Genomic DNA, 19942 nt, shown 5'->3' with positions numbered 1-19942 from the left:
CACCACCGTATACTTTTGCAAGTACGTTAGTGATTGCTGCTGTTAGAGTTGTTTTACCGTGGTCAACGTGGCCGATTGTACCAACGTTTACGTGCGGTTTTACGCGTTCAAACTTTTCTTTTGCCATCTTAAAAAATTCCTATAAAGAAATTAACGCCTGACCCACTATTGGGCCAGACAAGCTAAATCATATAACAGCGCGAGCTGCAATTATTGCATCTGCAACGTTTTTAGCGGCTTCTGCATACTTCAAAAACTCCATAGAGTAAGATGCACGGCCTTGTGTTGCAGATCGCAGATCAGTTGCATAACCAAACATTTCAGAAAGTGGTACTTGCGCATTAATTTGCTTAAGACCACCGAATGCTTCTTCCATGCCTTCGATCATGCCGCGGCGACGGTTTAAGTCACCAACTACATCACCCATGTTTTCTTCAGGAGTGATAACTTCAACCTTCATTACTGGTTCTAGAAGAGCTGGGTTTGCTTCAAGCGCACCTTTCTTCATCGCCATTGAACCTGCAATCTTAAATGCCATTTCATTCGAGTCTACATCATGGAATGAACCATCATATAGAGTCGCTTTAACGCCAAGTAATGGGTAGCCTGCAAGCACACCTTGAGACATTTGCTCTTGGATGCCTTTGTCTACCGCAGGGATGTATTCTTTAGGAACGGCACCACCAACGATTTCGTTAACGAACTCGTAAGTTGGCGCTTCATCCTCCGAAATATCCATCGGTTCAAGTTTAAGCCAGACGTGACCATATTGACCACGACCACCTGATTGACGTACGAACTTCCCTTCAACTTCAACAGCTGAACGGATAGCTTCACGGTATGCTACCTGCGGCTTACCAACGTTACATTCAACACTGAATTCACGTTTCATACGGTCGACAATGATATCAAGGTGAAGTTCACCCATGCCAGAAATAATAGTCTGGCCTGATTCTTCGTCAGTTTGTACTCTGAAAGATGGATCTTCTGCCGCTAGTTTACCTAACGCGATTCCCATCTTATCTTGGTCAGCTACTGTGCGAGGCTCAACCGCAACAGAGATAACTGGCTCTGGGAACTCCATACGCTCAAGCGTAATAATTGAGTTCGGATCACACAGTGTCTCACCTGTTGTTACGTCTTTAAGACCAATAGCCGCTGCGATGTCGCCTGCGTAGACTACTTTGATCTCTTCACGTGAGTTTGAATGCATCTGAACGATACGACCAAGTCGCTCACGCTTACTTTTAACTGGATTGTATACCGCATCACCCTGTTTAACAGTACCAGAGTAAACACGGAAGAAGGTCAAGGTGCCAACGAACGGGTCTGTCGCAATCTTAAAAGCAAGTGCGGCAAACGGTGCGTTGTCATCAGCAGGACGTTCTTCCTCAGTACCATCTTCAACGATACCTTGGATTTGTTTCACTTGTGTTGGCGCAGGCATATATTCGATAACAGCATCAAGCACAGCTTGAACACCCTTATTCTTAAATGCACTACCACACGTCATTGGAACAATTTCGTTTGCTAATGTGCGCTGACGTAAAGCTGCTTTAATTTCAGCTTCGGTCAGGTCTTCACCTTCTAGATATTTGTCCATTAGTTCTTCTGATGCTTCAGCAGCGCTCTCAACCATGTGAGAACGCCATTCTTCTGCAAGCTCCAGAAGCTCTGCCGGAATGTCCTCATAAGTGAAAGTCATGCCTTGATCTTCGGCATTCCAGTTAATGGCTTTCATCTTAATAAGGTCAATAACACCTTTAAAGTCGTCTTCAGCACCAATTGGTAGCTGAATTGGAACAGGCGTTGCTCCAAGACGAGATTTCACCTGGTCCACAACTGTTAAGAAGTCAGCGCCAGTGCGATCCATTTTGTTTACGAAGATCATGCGAGGAACTTCGTATTTGTTCGCTTGACGCCAAACTGTCTCAGTTTGCGGCTGTACACCAGATGAAGCACAAAGAACAACTACCGCACCATCTAGTACGCGTAAAGAACGCTCTACTTCGATAGTGAAATCTACGTGTCCTGGCGTATCAATGATATTGATGCGATGGTCGTCAAATTGAGCGTCCATCCCTTTCCAGAAACACGTTGTTGCAGCAGAAGTGATTGTGATACCACGCTCTTGTTCCTGCTCCATCCAATCCATAGTTGCAGCACCATCATGTACTTCACCGATCTTATGAGAAAGACCCGTGTAGAACAGAACACGTTCTGTTGTGGTGGTTTTACCTGCATCTACGTGAGCGCAAATACCGATATTGCGATAGCGCTCAAGTGGAGTTGTACGTGCCATATGATCCTCTTAAAGGTTAAGGGCAGATTACCAACGGTAATGAGCGAATGCTTTATTCGCTTCAGCCATACGGTGAACGTCTTCACGTTTCTTAACCGCAGTGCCTTTGTTGTCAGCAGCGTCAACGATTTCTTGAGCTAAACGTAAGCCCATAGATTTTTCGCCACGCTTACGTGCAGCGTCTACTAACCAACGCATACCTAATGCGTTGCGACGTACTGGACGTACTTCAACTGGTACTTGGTACGTTGAACCACCAACACGGCGAGATTTAACCTCTACCTGTGGGCGAACGTTTTCAAGTGCAGCTTCAAAGATTTCAAGGTGCGACTTGCCTGATTTCTCAGCAGCCACGTCTAACGCACCATAAACGATTTTTTCAGCAGTAGATTTCTTGCCGTCTAACATTACTACGTTAACGAATTTAGCAAGAAGTTCCGATCCGAACTTAGGATCTGGAAGAATTTTACGTTGACCTATTACGCGTCTTCTAGGCATTTTGTATCTCCGGTATCTTCAGGTTTGCTCTTTTAGAGTCAATACCCAAAACAATTAATTTAAAAATTTAGTGCTTGGCCTTACTAACGGAGAACCATTAGCCCTTAGGGCGTTTAGCACCGTATTTAGAACGAGCTTGACGACGGTCGCTAACGCCTGCACAGTCAAGTGCACCACGTACAGTGTGGAAACGCACACCTGGTAAGTCTTTAACACGACCACCACGGATTAGGATTACACTGTGCTCTTGTAAGTTGTGGCCTTCACCACCAATGTAAGATGTTACTTCGAAACCGTTAGTTAAACGAACACGCGCTACTTTACGTAATGCAGAGTTTGGTTTCTTAGGTGTAGTTGTATATACACGAGTACATACACCACGCTTTTGCGGACAAGCTTTAAGTGCAGCTGAGTTACTTTTAGTAACTTTGCTACGACGTGGCTTACGCACTAGCTGGTTAATAGTTGCCATTTAAATAGCTCCTGAAATTAAAATTACTACTGAAAAAATAAAAAATCCGCCCTGTTTACATGCTCGTTACAAAACGTGCAGGCAAATGGGTGGCGGAATTTTAATGAGCAAAGTTTAACCTGTCAACCTTAACTCATCGTAAGGCAGAAGATAACTGCCTTACGATTTCTTAATCTATTGATTAAGTTGAGATTATTGGTTTCCAGAGATATCTGCGTTTAGTGCGTCAGTTAGTGCTTGAGTTGCCTCTTCAGCGCTTACTGTTTGCTCTTCAACGATTTCACCTTGCTTGCGACGGTTTAAACGGTCTTGGTGATACGCAAAGCCTGTACCAGCTGGGATCAGACGACCCACGATTACGTTTTCTTTCAGACCACGAAGCTCATCGCTCTTACCATTTACAGCGGCTTCAGTTAGGACACGAGTTGTCTCCTGGAACGATGCTGCAGAAATGAAAGATTCTGTTGCAAGTGACGCTTTAGTGATACCCATTAACTGGATTTCAAACTTCGCTGGGATCTTGCCTTGCTTCTCAAGTTCACGGTTCGCGATATTAACGCGTGCCACTTCAACTTGTTCACCGGCTAAGAACTCAGTGTCACCGCCGTCAAGGATGATACATTTACGTAGCATCTGACGAATGATTGTCTCAATGTGCTTGTCATTGATCTTAACGCCTTGCAAGCGGTAAACCTCTTGCACTTCGTTAACGATGTAGTTAGCTACATGAGTTACACCACGTAGTCGTAAGATGTCATGTGGTGATTCTGGACCATCGGCGATAACCTCACCTTTAGACACTTGCTCACCTTCGAACACGTTAAGTTGACGCCATTTAGGGATCATCTCTTCGTATGCGTCACCCTCAGCTGGAGTGATTACAAGACGCTTCTTACCTTTTGTTTCTTTACCGAAGCTGATAGTACCTGTGATTTCTGCAAGGATTGCAGGATCTTTCGGCTTACGTGCTTCGAATAAGTCAGCTACGCGAGGTAGACCACCCGTGATATCACGAGTCTTCGAACCTTCTTGCGGAATACGTGCAAGTACGTCACCTGGGTTTGCAGTTGCGCCGTCTGTTACTTCAATCGTTGTGAATGAAGGAAGACGTGTTTCTTGCAGACCACGCTCATCGCTTTCGATGATTAGTTTAGGTTCTTTCGCATTCGCTTTACCTAAGTCTTTAACAACCACACGTGTTAAACCAGTTAACTCGTCTGTTTGTGCTTCGGTATTTGAGTCATCAATGTCGCTGAACGAGATTTTTGACTTGTGCTCAAGAACGATTGGGTGACTATGCGGATCCCAAGTAGCAACGATGTCGTTACCTTGAACTTCTGCATTATCTTGTACCGCTAACACCGCACCGTAAGGAACTTTATAACGCTCTTTCTCACGACCAAAGCTATCGATGATAGTGATCTCTGTTGAACGAGACGTGATAACAATCTTACCGTCTGTGTTTAATACATACTTCGCATTGTGTAACTTCAATGTACCGTTAGTTTTAACTTGTACACTGTTTTCAGCAGACGCTCGAGATGCCGCACCACCGATGTGGAAGGTACGCATCGTAAGCTGTGTACCCGGCTCACCGATTGATTGTGCCGCGATAACACCTACTGACTCACCTGGATTGATGATGTGGCCACGCGCAAGGTCACGACCGTAACACTTAGCACATACACCAAAGTCATTATCACAAGTGATTACTGAACGAACGCGTACTTCATCTACTGAGTGCTCTTCTAAAAGGTCACACAGTTTTTCGTCAAGCATAACGTTACGCTCAACAAGTACTTCGTTAGTATTTGGAATTAATACATCTTCAGCAACAACACGACCTAGTACACGTTCACGAAGTGCTTCTACAACGTCACCACCTTCGATAAGCGGTTTCATTGTTAAGCCATCTTCTGTGCCACAGTCGTCTTCGTTGATTACTAAGTCTTGTGCAACGTCTACTAGACGACGCGTTAAGTAACCCGAGTTTGCTGTTTTAAGTGCTGTATCGGCAAGACCTTTACGCGCACCGTGCGTTGAGATGAAGTACTGTAGTACGTTTAGACCTTCACGGAAGTTCGCCGTGATTGGTGTCTCGATGATTGAACCATCTGGACGTGCCATTAGACCACGCATACCCGCTAACTGACGGATCTGAGCGGCGCTACCACGTGCACCTGAGTCTGCCATCATAAACACTGAGTTAAATGAAGATTGCTCTTCTTCTTCGCCTTTAGCGTTGATTACAGTGTCTTTTGATAAGTTCGCCATCATCTCACGTGATAAGTTTTCATTTACACGTGACCAGATATCGATAACTTTGTTGTACTTTTCACCAGCCGTTACAAGACCTGATTGGAATTGTTGGTTGATTTCAGTTACTTCAGCTTCCGCTGATTCAATGATTTCTGCTTTAACCGGTGGGATAACTAAGTCATCGATACCGATTGAAACACCTGACTTCATTGCGTAGTGGAAACCTGTGTACATTACTTGGTCAGCAAAGATAACGGTATCTTTAAGACCTAGACGACGGTAACACTCGTTTAATAAGCCAGAAATTTGTTTCTTACCTAGGGCTTGGTTGATTAACTCAAACGGCATGCCTTTAGGTAGGATTAGTGAAAGAATTGCACGACCTACTGTTGTTTCAACAATAGATACTTGCTCAACTGCTTCACCTTCTTCATTGTTAACTGTTTCGCTAATACGTACTTTTACGCGCGCATGTAGCTCAGCATTACCACTGCGGTATGCTTTTTCAGCTTCTTTAGGATCTTTAAATACAGTACCTTCGCCTTTCGCATTGATGCGATCACGAGTCATGTAGTAAAGACCTAATACAACGTCCTGTGAAGGAACGATGATTGGCTCACCATTCGCTGGAGATAGGATGTTGTTTGTAGACATCATTAGAGCACGTGCTTCTAACTGTGCTTCAAGCGTTAACGGTACGTGTACCGCCATTTGGTCACCATCGAAGTCAGCGTTGTACGCCGCACAAACTAATGGGTGTAAATGGATCGCTTTACCTTCGATAAGCACAGGTTCGAACGCTTGGATACCCAAACGGTGAAGTGTTGGTGCACGGTTAAGTAATACTGGATGTTCACGAATTACTTCGTCTAATACATCCCATACTTCTGCCACTTCACGCTCAACCATCTTCTTAGCAGCTTTGATAGTCGTAGCCATGCCGCGACGCTCTAATTTGCCATAGATAAATGGTTTGAATAGCTCAAGTGCCATCTTCTTAGGAAGACCACACTGGTGTAGTTTAAGCGTAGGACCTACTGTGATTACAGAACGGCCAGAGTAATCTACACGTTTACCAAGTAAGTTCTGACGGAAACGACCTTGCTTACCTTTGATCATATCAGCAAGCGATTTAAGAGGACGTTTGTTAGAACCTGTAATCGCACGACCGCGACGACCGTTATCAAGTAGCGCATCTACCGCTTCTTGTAACATACGTTTTTCGTTGCGTACGATAATGTCTGGTGCTGCTAGATCTAATAGACGCTTAAGACGGTTATTACGGTTAATAACACGACGGTAAAGGTCATTCAGATCAGAAGTCGCAAAACGACCACCGTCTAGTGGTACTAATGGACGTAGATCAGGCGGAAGTACTGGAAGTACTGTCATGATCATCCACTCAGGGTTGTTACCTGATTGGTGGAAAGATTCCATTAATTTAAGACGTTTAGTGATCTTCTTACGCTTAGTTTCAGAGTTAATTGTTGGTAACTCTTCACGCATTTCAGCAATTAATTGGCCAAGATCAAGTTCACGAAGCAAGTCTAATACTGCTTCTGCACCCATCTTCGCTTCAAACTCATCACCGTGCTCTTCTAGTGCATCTAGGTACTCTTCTTCACCTAAAAGCTGACCACGCTCAAGCGTTGTCATACCAGGCTCAGTTACTACGAATGATTCGAAGTAAAGTACGCGCTCGATGTCACGAAGTGTCATGTCTAGCATTAAGCCGATACGTGACGGTAATGATTTTAAGAACCAAATGTGCGCAACTGGGCTCGCAAGCTCAATGTGACCCATACGGTCACGACGCACTTTAGTAAGCGTTACTTCAACGCCACACTTTTCACAAATAACACCACGGTGCTTAAGGCGCTTATATTTACCACATAAACACTCATAATCTTTCACTGGGCCGAAAATACGGGCACAGAATAAGCCGTCGCGCTCAGGCTTGAAAGTACGGTAGTTGATTGTCTCAGGTTTCTTTACTTCACCGTATGACCATGAACGAACCATATCTGGCGAAGCAAGACCAATGCGAATTGCATCGAATTCTTCGGTCTTATTTTGTTGCTTCAGAAACTTAAGTAAGTCTTTCACCTTAGCTCTCCTGTCGGAGGTTAATCTTGAGGGCGAACCAATCGCCCCTACATTCTATTCGGCCTAACAGGTGCGGCTTACGCCGCACCTAAATGGCTTAATTTTCTTCCAACTCGATGTTGATACCCAGTGAGCGGATTTCTTTCAACAATACGTTGAACGATTCTGGCATACCTGGTTCCATCTTATGGTTACCATCTACGATGTTCTTATACATCTTAGTACGACCGTTCACGTCATCCGATTTCACTGTTAGCATTTCTTGTAGAGTATATGCAGCACCGTAAGCTTCTAGTGCCCACACCTCCATCTCACCGAAACGCTGGCCACCGAACTGAGCTTTACCACCCAGCGGCTGCTGAGTAACAAGGCTGTAAGAACCAGTTGAACGTGCGTGCATCTTGTCATCAACCAAGTGGTTAAGTTTCAGCATGTACATGTAACCAACAGTTACTTGACGTTCGAACTGATCGCCAGTACGGCCATCATAAAGTGTAACTTGACCGCTTCTTGGATAACCACCAAGCTCTAGTAAGTCTTTGATTTCGCTTTCACGAGCACCATCAAAGGCTGGAGTTGCGATCGGTAAACCACCTTTCAAGTTATCAGCTAAGCGACGAACTTCATCATCAGAGAACGAGTCGATATCAACTTTCTGACGACAATCACCTAATTCGTAAACTTTCTTAACGAAGCTACGGATTTCGTGCAGTTCACGCTGCTCTTTCATCATTTCTTCTAAGCGCTCACCCACACCACGTGCAGCAAGACCCATGTGTGTTTCTAGGATCTGACCGATGTTCATACGTGATGGTACACCTAGCGGGTTCAGAACGATGTCTACCGTACGACCTTTGTCATCGTATGGCATATCTTCTACTGGTACGATAGTCGAGATAACACCTTTGTTACCGTGACGACCCGCCATCTTATCACCCGGTTGGATACGACGCTTAACAGCTAGGTATACTTTAACAATCTTAAGTACGCCTGGTGCTAAGTCATCACCTTGAGTGATCTTACGACGTTTGTTTTCAAACTTCTTATCGTATTCAGCTTTAAGCTCATCGTACTGGGCAGCTAGTTGCTCAAGTTCAGCTTGCTTGTCTTCTTCAGCAAGGCTTTGAGTAAGCAGCTTTTCAGCATTTAGTGATGCAATTGAATCTGCGTTCAGACCTGCGTCAACAAGTAGCTTACGAGCACGGTCTAATACACCAGCTTCTAAGATACGGAACTCTTCGTTGAAGTCTTTCTTCGCTTCGCGAAGCTGCATGTCTTCAACTTCTAACGCACGCTTATCTTTTTCAACACCATCACGGGTGAAAACTTGTACGTCAATTACAGTACCAGTTACAGAGTTTGGTACGCGTAAAGAGCTGTCTTTAACGTCTGACGCTTTCTCACCGAAGATAGCACGTAGTAGCTTTTCTTCTGGTGTTAATTGCGTTTCGCCTTTCGGAGTCACTTTACCTACTAGGATATCGCCGCCTTTAACTTCAGCACCGATATAAACAACGCCTGATTCATCAAGCTTGCCTAGTGCAGACTCACCTACGTTAGGGATATCTGCTGTGATCTCTTCAGGACCTAATTTAGTATCACGTGCGATACATTGTAGTTCTTGAATGTGGATAGTCGTTAGACGATCTTCTTGAACTACACGCTCAGATAGTAGGATTGAATCCTCGAAGTTATAACCGTTCCATGGCATGAATGCCACGCGAAGGTTTTGACCAAGTGCTAAGTCACCTAAGTCAGTCGAAGGACCATCTGCTAATACGTCACCACGTGTTACCGGCTCACCAACCATACAAGTTGGTTTTTGGTTAATACATGTATTTTGGTTTGAGCGAGTGTATTTAGTAAGGTTGTAAATATCGATGCCCGCTTCACCTGGAATGCGCTCATCTTCATGTACATTTACAACGATGCGGCTTGCATCCGCATACATTACTTCACCACCACGCTTAGCAACGATAGTTACACCAGAATCTTTCGCTAGTGTAAGCTCGATACCTGTACCTACCAGCGGTTTGTCCGCGATAAGTGTTGGTACGGCTTGACGTTGCATGTTTGAACCCATCAATGCACGGTTAGCATCATCGTGTTCTAGGAACGGGATAAGTGCTGCCGCTACAGAGATCACCTGTTGTGGTGATACGTCCATATATTGCTGATCCATTTTGCCCATAAAGGTTGATTCACCTTTGTGGCGACATGGAATTAGTTCATCAACAAACTCATTGTTTTCGTTCAAGTTTGAGTTCGCCTGAGCGATAACAAACTGACCTTCTTCAATGGCTGATAAGTAATCTACTTCATCAGTAACTACACCGTTTACCACTTTACGGTAAGGTGTTTCTAAGAAACCATAGTCATTCGTACGTGCGTACGTAGACAATGAGTTAATTAGACCGATGTTTGGACCCTCAGGCGTTTCGATTGGACATACACGACCATAGTGAGTTACGTGAACGTCTCGAACCTCGAAGCCAGCGCGTTCACGTGTTAAACCACCCGGGCCTAATGCAGAAATACGACGCTTGTGCGTTACTTCTGAAAGCGGGTTATTTTGGTCCATGAACTGTGATAATTGAGATGAACCAAAGAACTCTTTAACCGCAGCCGAAATAGGCTTAGCGTTAATAAGATCTTGTGGCATTACAGCGTCAAGGTCACCTAAGCTTAAACGCTCACGTACAGCACGCTCAACACGTACTAGACCAACGCGGAATTGGTTCTCAGCCATTTCGCCAACACTACGGATACGACGGTTGCCTAAGTGGTCGATATCATCAACATCGCCAACACCGTTACGAATAGCGATAAGCACTTTCATAACAGCTACGATGTCTTCTTTCGATAATGTGCCAGGGCCAGTATCTGAGTCATAACCTACACGGCTATTAAACTTCATACGACCAACTGTTGATAAATCGTAACGCTCGTCAGAGAAGAACAAGTTATCAAATAAGGCTTCAGCCGCGTCTTTCGTCGGTGGCTCGCCTGGGCGCATCATGCGATAAATTTCTACTAATGCTTCTAAACGGTTGCTTGTTGTGTCGATACGTAATGTATCTGACATGTAGGCGCCGCTGTCCACTTCGTTGATATATAGTGTATCAATCTTAGTGTGACCTGCCTTAACCAATTCAGCCATTAGCTCAAGTGATAGCTCATCATTCGCGTTTGCGATGATCTCACCAGTTGACTCATCAACATAGTTTCTAGCTACAACACGACCAATGATGTACTCATGCGGTACTTCTAATTGGTTAATACCTTTTTTCTCGATGTTCTTGATGTGACGCGCAGTAATACGACGACCCGCTTCAACAAGGACTTCACCGTCTTCGCCTTTGATATCAAAAGCGGCAGTTTCACCACGTAAGCGTGAAGGAACAAGTTCCATAAGAACTTTACCGTCAGCAACTTCAAACGCAGTTGTATCGAAGAATATCTCTAGGATTTCATCCGTTGAGTACTCAAGTGCACGTAGGATGATTGACGCCGGTAATTTACGACGACGGTCAATACGTACATAAAGGTTATCTTTTGCATCAAACTCGAAGTCTAACCATGAACCACGGTAAGGAATTACACGCGCGTTATAAAGTACTTTACCTGACGAGTGAGTTTTACCGCGGTCGTTATCAAAGAATACACCAGGGCTACGGTGTAGCTGAGAAACGATAACACGCTCTGTACCATTGATAACAAAGGTACCGGTATCAGTCATGAGCGGAATTTCGCCCATGTAAACTTCTTGCTCTTTAATGTCTTTAACTGTGCCTGGTGCTTCTTTGTCCATCACCACAAGACGCAATTTTACGCGAAGTGGAGCAGAATAAGTCACACCGCGAATTTGACATTCTTTTACATCGAATACTGGCTCACCAATACGATAACTTACGTATTGAAGCTCAGAATTTCCCGAGTAGCTTTTGATAGGAAACACAGAACGGAAAGCAGCTTCCAAACCGTGATCGCCATCAGCGTCAGGGACTAAGAATTTTTTAAACGATTCTAACTGCGTCGACAGTAAGAAAGGTATATCCAAAACTTGTGGACGTTTACCAAAATCCTTACGGATACGTTTCTTTTCAGAATAAGAGTAAGCCATGGGGTTCCTCAGCTTGCTGATCTTTGACCCGACCTGTTCTTGTAAGAACAGACTTAACTGGCATCTAAGCCAAGATGTACAACATTAAATTGTTGTTCTATTTTGCTCTGACACTTTCAACACCAAAATAGGTAACAACTTGAAAGTAAAGAGAAAATTAGATTTTATTTGCGTTACAGGATTGCATCGCTCTATAGCGCAAAAAGGCCGGTGATTAAATAATCACCAGCCCTTGCCTGATTACTCAGGCAGCGAACCTAGCGTAAGCTAGATTACTTAACCTCAACTTCAGCACCAGCTTCAGTAAGGTCTTTTGCAAGTGCTTCAGCTTCTTCTTTAGATACACCTTCTTTGATAGGTGCAGGAGCAGCTTCAACAAGTGCTTTAGCTTCTTTAAGGCCAAGACCAGTAGCACCACGTACAGCTTTGATAGCTGCAACCTTGTTAGCGCCAGCGCCAGTAAGGATTACGTCGAACTCAGTCTTTTCTTCAGCTGCTTCAGCAGCAGGACCAGCAACAACAGCAGCAGCTGCAGTTACGCCGAATTTTTCTTCCATTGCTTCAACTAGAGCAACAACGTCCATTACTGACATTTCAGCAATAGCATCAAGGATTTGGTCTTTAGTTACAGACATTACAAATTTCCTAATTATTACGGACTAAATATAGCCCAAAAAAAATATTACACCGAAAGTGAACAAAAAAACAGCTTAAAATTAAGCAGCTTGCTCTTCTTTCTGTACACGTACTGCTTCAATTGTTTTACACAATTTACCTGCAGACGCTTCTTTCATAGCGCTCATTAAGCGTGCAACAGCTTCGTCGTAAGTAGGTAGAGTTGCTAGCATAGCTGCGTCTACTACGTTACCTTCAAATGCAGCCGTCTTAACTTCGAATTTCTCGTTCTTCTTCGCGAATTCTTTGAAGATACGCGCAGCAGCACCTGGGTGCTCTGAAGAGAAAGCGATTAAGCTTGGACCTACAAGTGAGTCAGAAAGGCACTCAAAATCTGTACCTTCAACAGCACGTTTAGCTAAAGTGTTACGAACAACTTTCATCCATACACCAGCTTCACGAGCTTCTTTACGAAGGGCAGTGATAGCACCAACTGTTACACCACGAGAATCTGCAACAACTGCAGAAAGAGCACCAGTGGCTGCTTCGTTGACTTCAGCAACAATTGCTTTTTTGCCTTGAAGATTTAAAGCCATGGGTGTTACTCCTGGTTTAATGGGTTGCCGAAATTGGCTTCCCTGTTCTACTCTTCCCCATCAAAGATGGAGATGCTTTTTACGGCGAGAGCCAGAAGATTAGGAAAAATCTATCTGGGGATTCACACCGTCTACGTAGGTAAAATATTAAGGCCGAAGCCGCCTACGGTCTTGGACGGAAGCCCAATTTATCGTTTTTACCCGAAGGCATTACGAAATTATGGACTTCAACCCGAATTCTTTACTTGTTTCGAAATTAACTTTCTCAACAAAATGGCGCAAGATTATAGTTCAAATTTCGCGCCATGTAAACTCTTAATTAAGCAACAACTGTGCTTAGAGAGTTTTGGTCAACAGCAACACCTGCGCCCATTGTTGTAGAGATAGTTACTTTCTTCACGTAAGTACCTTTTGCTTGAGAAGGTTTAGCCTTCTTAAGCGCAACAATAAGAGCTTCAAGGTTTTGTTGAAGTTGCTCAGCAGTGAAATCAACCTTACCGATAGTAGTATGGATGATACCGTTCTTGTCGTTACGGTAACGAACTTGACCTGCTTTCGCGTTTTTAACTGCTTCTGCAACGTTAGGCGTTACAGTACCAGTTTTAGGGTTTGGCATTAGACCACGTGGACCTAAGATTTGACCTAGTTGACCAACAACACGCATAGCGTCTGGAGATGCAACAACAACGTCAAAGTTCATCTCGCCTTTCTTAACTTGTTCAGCAAGATCTTCCATGCCCACTAATTCAGCACCAGCTTCTTTCGCAGCATCTGCGTTAGCGCCTTGTGTGAATACAGCAACACGAACTTCACGACCAGTACCGTTAGGTAGTACAGTTGCACCACGAACGTTTTGGTCAGATTTACGAGCATCGATACCAAGGTTAACAGCAACGTCAACACTTTCTACGAATTTAGCTGTCGCTAACTCTTTTAAAAGAGCAACTGCTTCGTTGATTTCGTAATCTTTAGTTACATCCACTTTTTCGCGGATTGTACGCATACGTTTAGTTAATTTTGCCATTATCTTAGTCCTCTACGTTCAAGCCCATCGCACGCGCAGAACCTGCGATAGTGCGAACTGCAGCGTCCATATCAGCCGCTGTAAGGTCAGGTCGTTTTGTCTCAACGATTTCTTCAAGTTGAGCACGAGTTACTGTACCCACTTTTTCAGTGTTAGGACGGCCAGAACCTGATTTGATACCTGCAGCTTTCTTAAGTAAGTAAGCAGCCGGTGGAGTTTTCATGTCGAACGTGAAAGAACGGTCACCGTAAACAGAGATCACTACAGGAACTGGAGCGCCTTTTTCGATAGATTCTGTACGTGCGTTGAACGCTTTACAGAATTCCATGATGTTTACACCGTGTTGACCTAGTGCTGGACCTACTGGAGGACTAGGGTTAGCCATACCAGCGGCAACTTGTAGCTTGATAATAGCTTCAACTTTTTTAGCCATAATAAATACCTCATTTGGTGGGTCATAGCCTTGTGCGCGCGAGGACGCGTACTCTAACGGCTTCCCAGTTTAAAAATTGGTTCTCACTTTTTAGTGATAAAACAAGTTGTAACTTGCCCTAACACAAAAAGGCCGCTGATTATAAGTTAATCAGCGGCCTTTTTCAAGCGTATTGCCAAAATATTAATCAACTTTGGCAGCTTTAATTTTTTACTTACTTGTCTTGCTCAACTTGACCAAATTCAAGGTCAACAGGTGTCGAACGACCGAAGATAAGAACAGACACTTTCACGCGGCTCTTCTCGTAATCAACTTCTTCAACAACACCGCTGAAGTCAGCAAATGGACCATCGATAACACGAACAACTTCGCCTGGCTCGAATAATGTAGCTGGCTTAGGTGCTTCAGAGTTCTCTTGAAGACGGTTTAAGATGCGGTCAGCTTCTTTTTGGCTAATTGGCGCTGGACGATCAGACGTACCACCAATGAAGCCCATAACACGTGCAGTGCTGTTCACTAAGTGCCAGCTTGCATCGTTCATGTCCATTTGAACTAGTACGTAACCTGGGAAGAATTTACGCTCAGATTTACGCTTTTGGCCAGCGCGCATCTCAACAACTTCTTCAGTTGGTACTAATACTTCACCAAAACTATCTTCCAAACCTTCGATCTTGATGTGCTCAAGAATAGTTTGTGCTACACGCTTCTCGTAACCAGAGAAAGCTTGTACTACGTACCAACGTAGTTTCTTTTCGTTCTTCTCATCCGACATGGGATTAGATCTCCAATCCAGTTAAAAAGCCTACTGCGCGGAATAAAATGCCATCTAATCCCCAAAGGATAAGCGCCATAATCACAGTTGCAACCATTACAATTAATGTCGTATGTGTTGTTTCTTGGCGAGTTGGCCACACAACTTTACGTACTTCGATACGTGCTTCTTTTGCAAACGCAAGAAAAGTACGACCTTTTTCAGTTAGTGAGGCAATGCCTAAACCAGCTGCAACAGCAACCACTACACCAATAGCACGTAATAATACAGATTGGTCTGCATACATGTGGTTACCAACGACTGCGCCTGCTAGTAGCGCAATTGCTACAATCCACTTTACTGAATCCATCGCACTTGATGGTGTTTCTACATTCGTGCTCATAATATTTTTACCTTAACTACAGACACAACAACCCTGCGCTCTGGCAGGGTTAATCCATTAAAATCTAAACTTAAAAACTGACTTGTTTAAACCGATTTTTAATTTCAGACTTAGCACACATTGTGTAAAAAGTGGCAGGGGCGGAGAGATTCGAACTCCCAACCGTCGGTTTTGGAGACCGCTGTTCTACCAATTGGAACTACGCCCCTGCAAAGTGGATGCCTATTATACTTACGCAATTCATTAACACAAGAGTAAAAGATACCCATTAGTTAAAATCTCATCAGTTCGTTTAAAAATCAATATTAACATTGATTAAAAAGCAGTTTATCATAACCCCATTAAAGGAACATAAAACAACATGGATCAGTGTGCTGCTATTAAAATCCCCTTTTAATATTGTATTGTTATGCCTCACTTTGTTGATGGCTAATCAGGCTAGTGCACGTTCTTTACACCTCAGCACTTTTAATAGTCAGCAAGGCCTGAGCCAAAATTCAATCACCTGCAGCATCACCGACCAGCAAGGCTTTTTATGGTTTGCTACACAAGGTGGCTTAAATCGCTTTGATGGTTATGAATTTAAGCGTTTTAAAGCTAATAGCGATCATAAAAGCATTTCAGGGAACTGGATCACCGGCTGTGTTAAAGATAGTAAAAACCAGCTATGGTTTTCGACTGCAAGTAAAGGGCTTAATAGACTCGACCCTAAAACCGGTCTGTTTGAAGTGTTTTCTACTCGCCATAACGGAAGCCTAAGTGAAGATAAAATCTGGTCTATGGCGTTAGCTAAAGATGATGTTCTGTGGTTAGGCCACGAACATGGTAAGTTAACCCGTTTTGATGTATCAAATAATAGCTTTACACACTTTTACTATAAATCAACGCAGCCACTGGTTCGAGACATTGTTATTACCGATGAACTAATTTGGCTTGCCACAGATAAAGGACTTATTTCATTTGACCCAATTACTGAGCAATTTACTCAGCATGCTCAGATCTCCGTGCCGCTCTGGCATCTCAAGTTGCTTAATGACGAAAAGCTGCTTATTGGCGCTAAACAAGGTCTTTATATATTAAATTTAGCTACGCAAAGTAGTGAAAAAGTCGAACAGTTTAATGGCGCCTGGATCACAGACAGCCTCGTTGACCAACAGCAAAACCTTTGGCTTACAAGCTACGGGCAAGGTCTATACCTTTTACCTGTAGGTGCTGACTTACAAGAGCAATTCACTCAATATCGCCATGACAAACAAAACCCCAACGGCTTAAGCAGCGACTACCTGCTTTCTCTTTTTCAAGACTCGCAAGGTGTTATTTGGCTGGGCACAGATGGCTATGGTGTGCACCGCTATGATCCTAAGCAGCAACAGTTCTCTCATCAATTAAAAACCTCTCAAGCAAATTCGTTAAGCCATAACTTTGTTCGTTCAATAGTTAAAAGAGCCAATGGTGAGGTATGGGTTGGCACCCGTGATGGACTCAACCGCAAAACAACGTCTGGTTATCAGCACTTTAAAAACGCCCTACCTAATAACAATATATTTGCCCTACACGAAGATGCTAACCAACAATTATGGATTGGTACTTACGGTGGCGGTTTAATTAAGTATCAGGACCGCCTTGATGAGTTTACAACTTTCACCATGCAAAGCCACCAGCTAGCCAGTGATCGTGTGTACGCAATTACCAGCGACAAAACAGGTGCACTTTGGCTAGGTAGTAACCAAGGCTTAACCCGCTTTGAACCAACCTCTGCCAAGGTGACTCACTATAAGCACAATGATGCGCAAAATAGCCTTGCCAACAACACCGTATTTACTTTGGCTTATGATAATGAAGAGCACGCACTATGGATTGGTACCCGAGCAGGACTCAATAAACTCGATATCTCAACAGAGCAATTTAGTTTATTAGATGAGCAAGGTTCAGGCGAGACAGGGCTTAGCCACAATATGGTTACCTCTTTATTACTCAGTGAAGACAGCATTTGGGTTGGCACTATGCAAGGCTTGAATCAAGTCAACAAGCGTACCCTCACAGTGAAACACATAACTGAGCAGCAAGGATTAGCTAATGACAACGTTTTTGACATTCTTGCCGATAAACAAGGCACGCTTTGGCTTGCAACCAATGGTGGACTCACTCGCTATAACCCCATCACACAGCAGATGGAGCAGTTTTTGCCTGAAGATGGTATTCAACACCAGTCATTTATATTAGGTGCGAGCTCTCAAGCAGACGATGGCGAGTTATTTTTTGGGGGGATTAATGGCTACAATCATTTTTACCCTGAGCAACTAACCTTATCGCACACTCCCCCTACTCCAGTGTTAACTGAGTTATTACTTAATAACCGAGCAATTAAAAGTAATCATTTTGATAAGCAAACCAATACGCTTGCTAGTGCGACTCAGACATTCTCGTTTGCAAAATCAGCGGGGGTTATCGGCTTTAAATTTAGTGCATTAAAAAATGGTGCGACTCCAAAACATTACCAATATGGCTACAAGCTAGCTGGCTTTGATGAGCAATTCTTATATACCGATGCATCCCTTAGGCAAATTAACTATCCGCAATTGCCTGCTGGTAACTACCAGTTATTGCTAAAAGCAAAAGATCAATATGGCCAATGGAGTGAAAGTACACAGCTATTAGAACTTACTGTTGTGCCTCCTTGGTGGCAAACTAAATTAGCCTACGGCATTTACTTTACGTTTGCTTTAGCACTGACTTGGCTTGTGTTAAATGCCTTGTACAAGCGCAAACTAGCAGAGCAAGAAAAGCAAACCGAAATTGAGTTAAACAAACTAAAAGATCAGTTTTTAGATAACATTAGCCACGAACTCAAAACACCACTTAGCTTAATACTCGCTCCGGTAAGTCAGTTACAGCGAAGCAATGCAGACTCTCAAGCTCAAACGCAACTAGCCAGTATCAAACGTAACTGCCAGCGCTTACTTGAGCTCATCAATCAACTTTTACAACTGAGTCAACGCCCAAGCACGGCAATTTACACTGTCAGCCCCTATTCTATTACGCCATTTTTAACAGATTTAGTGGCGGATTTCAGACCTCTGTATGAGCAAAAAAAACTGCAATTTAGCTTTACTGACACCACCACTACAGCACTTAAGATTAACCTTGCTCCTGAACATGCCCACTCGATTTTCAGTAACCTGATAAGCAATGCACTTAAGTACACCCCTTCAGGTGGCACTGTCGATATTCACCTTAGTGAAGTGCAACAAGCGTTACAGTTTAAAATTACTGATACCGGTGTGGGTATTGCCAGTGAGCATCAGCAGTCGGTTTTTCAGCGCTTTACCCGCGTAGCATCATCTGAACCAGGTAGTGGTATTGGCCTGAGCTTAGTAAAACAACTCGTTGAACAATACGGTGGCTCTATCAGTTTAAGCAGTAAGTTTGCTGAAGGTAGCTGCTTTACTGTGTCATTACCAGTGGTTGAAAGTGCTGATAATCAAGCAAATAGCGCTATGCAAGTTCATACCTCACAACAGACATTGCTGATTGTTGAAGATAATGAGGAAATGGCAGAGCTGCTCCTTTCTTTATTTAATAACGAGTTTAACTGTATCTGTGCAACTGATGGTCAGCAAGCTCTCGACCTTTGCCAGACAGACCTGCCTGAACTCATTATTAGTGATGTGATGATGCCGAATATGGATGGTTATCAATTATTAGCAGCTCTTCGAGCATACCCGGCCACCAGCCACATTCCGGTATTATTACTTTCAGCTAAAGCAGATACCCACAGCCGCTTAAAAGGGCTTGATTTATTAGCTGATGACTTTTTAAGTAAACCTTTTGAACCGACTCTACTAGTAAGCAGAGTAAAAGGCCTGCTTAATCTGAGACAAATTTTAAACCAACACCTAACAGCACAATTGGCAGCTCCTCTGAATAGCGATACAGCGCCAATAACAGTACAAAATAAAGATTACTCTTTTACAGAAAAACTTAAGCAAATAGTACAAGCGCATTACCAAGATGAAAGTTTTTCGGTTGAACGACTAGCCTCAGCGTTATGTTTAAGCCCCCGAGCGCTACAACTAAAAATGAAAGCCTTGTACTCACAAACGCCTTCTGATTATTTGCGTAATACTCGCTTAGAGTTTGCAAAAAAACAGCTAATCGATAGCGCGTTAGCAATTGGACAAGTCGCGGAGCAAGCAGGTTTTAGTTCACAAAGCTATTTTGCCCGAAGCTTTAAAAGCTATGTTGGCTTATCACCAAAACAGTATCGAGAAAAATATCAAAAACATGCCGAATTTCGCATCAGTGAATAAAGTTTTCGCCTGAGTGCTATTAATAAAATACTGATTTTTATAGCTTATCA

The 19942-nt window shown here is 43.5% G+C and carries 13 protein-coding genes and 1 tRNA gene; 1 reads left to right on the top strand and 13 read right to left on the bottom strand.

Going from position 1 to position 19942, the window contains the following annotated elements; genetic code table 11:
* From ABMY41_RS15960 to ABMY41_RS15900, 13 genes are all read right to left on the bottom strand, one after another.
* A partial coding sequence (locus tag ABMY41_RS15960) for a GTP-binding protein (protein ID WP_033023824.1) occupies positions 1-127 on the bottom strand: 127 nt, incomplete at its 3' end.
* A 60-nt stretch (positions 128-187) separates the two neighbouring features.
* A complete protein-coding gene (gene fusA, locus ABMY41_RS15955; RefSeq protein ID WP_175080871.1) occupies positions 188-2302 on the bottom strand; it encodes an elongation factor G in 2115 nt (704 codons plus the stop codon).
* A gap of 27 nt (positions 2303-2329) precedes the next feature.
* Positions 2330-2800: a 30S ribosomal protein S7 gene (rpsG, locus tag ABMY41_RS15950; RefSeq protein ID WP_054554834.1), complete on the bottom strand. Its 471-nt coding sequence runs from the start codon at positions 2798-2800 to the stop codon at positions 2330-2332.
* A gap of 97 nt (positions 2801-2897) precedes the next feature.
* The gene (rpsL, locus tag ABMY41_RS15945; RefSeq protein WP_002958885.1) at positions 2898-3272 is read right to left on the bottom strand and encodes a 30S ribosomal protein S12; all 375 of its coding nucleotides are present in this window, start codon (positions 3270-3272) and stop codon (positions 2898-2900) included.
* Positions 3273-3464: 192 nt separating this feature from the next.
* Positions 3465-7637, bottom strand: a complete 4173-nt coding sequence (rpoC, locus tag ABMY41_RS15940) for a DNA-directed RNA polymerase subunit beta' (protein ID WP_062564380.1) — start codon at positions 7635-7637, stop codon at positions 3465-3467.
* Between the two features lie 97 nt (positions 7638-7734).
* Entirely contained in the window at positions 7735-11760 is a 4026-nt protein-coding gene (gene rpoB / locus ABMY41_RS15935) for a DNA-directed RNA polymerase subunit beta (RefSeq protein WP_055022150.1), read from the bottom strand.
* Positions 11761-12032: 272 nt separating this feature from the next.
* Positions 12033-12395, bottom strand: coding sequence for a 50S ribosomal protein L7/L12 (gene rplL, locus ABMY41_RS15930; RefSeq protein ID WP_054554830.1), 363 nt, complete (start codon positions 12393-12395; stop codon positions 12033-12035).
* 81 nt (positions 12396-12476) lie between these two features.
* Positions 12477-12971, bottom strand: a complete 495-nt coding sequence (gene rplJ / locus ABMY41_RS15925) for a 50S ribosomal protein L10 (RefSeq protein WP_175080873.1) — start codon at positions 12969-12971, stop codon at positions 12477-12479.
* 319 nt (positions 12972-13290) lie between these two features.
* Positions 13291-13995, bottom strand: a complete 705-nt coding sequence (rplA, locus tag ABMY41_RS15920) for a 50S ribosomal protein L1 (protein WP_054564002.1) — start codon at positions 13993-13995, stop codon at positions 13291-13293.
* Between the two features lie 4 nt (positions 13996-13999).
* Complete coding sequence (gene rplK / locus ABMY41_RS15915) at positions 14000-14428, bottom strand: 50S ribosomal protein L11 (RefSeq protein ID WP_054554827.1); 429 nt, start codon at positions 14426-14428, stop codon at positions 14000-14002.
* 214 nt (positions 14429-14642) lie between these two features.
* Positions 14643-15200 (bottom strand): transcription termination/antitermination protein NusG, encoded by a 558-nt coding sequence (gene nusG / locus ABMY41_RS15910; RefSeq protein ID WP_054554826.1) that lies wholly within the window; start codon positions 15198-15200, stop codon positions 14643-14645.
* 4 nt (positions 15201-15204) lie between these two features.
* Positions 15205-15582 carry a preprotein translocase subunit SecE gene (gene secE, locus ABMY41_RS15905; protein WP_036971579.1) on the bottom strand — a complete coding sequence of 126 codons (378 nt, stop codon included), beginning with the start codon at positions 15580-15582 and terminating at the stop codon, positions 15205-15207.
* 132 nt (positions 15583-15714) lie between these two features.
* Positions 15715-15791, bottom strand: a tRNA-Trp gene (locus ABMY41_RS15900).
* A 216-nt stretch (positions 15792-16007) separates the two neighbouring features.
* Here ABMY41_RS15900 and ABMY41_RS15895 point away from each other — a divergent pair.
* Positions 16008-19892, top strand: coding sequence for a hybrid sensor histidine kinase/response regulator transcription factor (locus tag ABMY41_RS15895; protein ID WP_289098716.1), 3885 nt, complete (start codon positions 16008-16010; stop codon positions 19890-19892).
* Positions 19893-19942 lie beyond the last annotated feature (50 nt).

It is taken from the genome of Pseudoalteromonas sp. BZA4, from assembly GCF_040104395.1.
Taxonomy (GTDB): domain Bacteria; phylum Pseudomonadota; class Gammaproteobacteria; order Enterobacterales; family Alteromonadaceae; genus Pseudoalteromonas.
The sequence above is the reverse complement of the archived record's forward strand: the minus strand, read 5'-3'. Positions and strand labels throughout refer to the sequence as shown.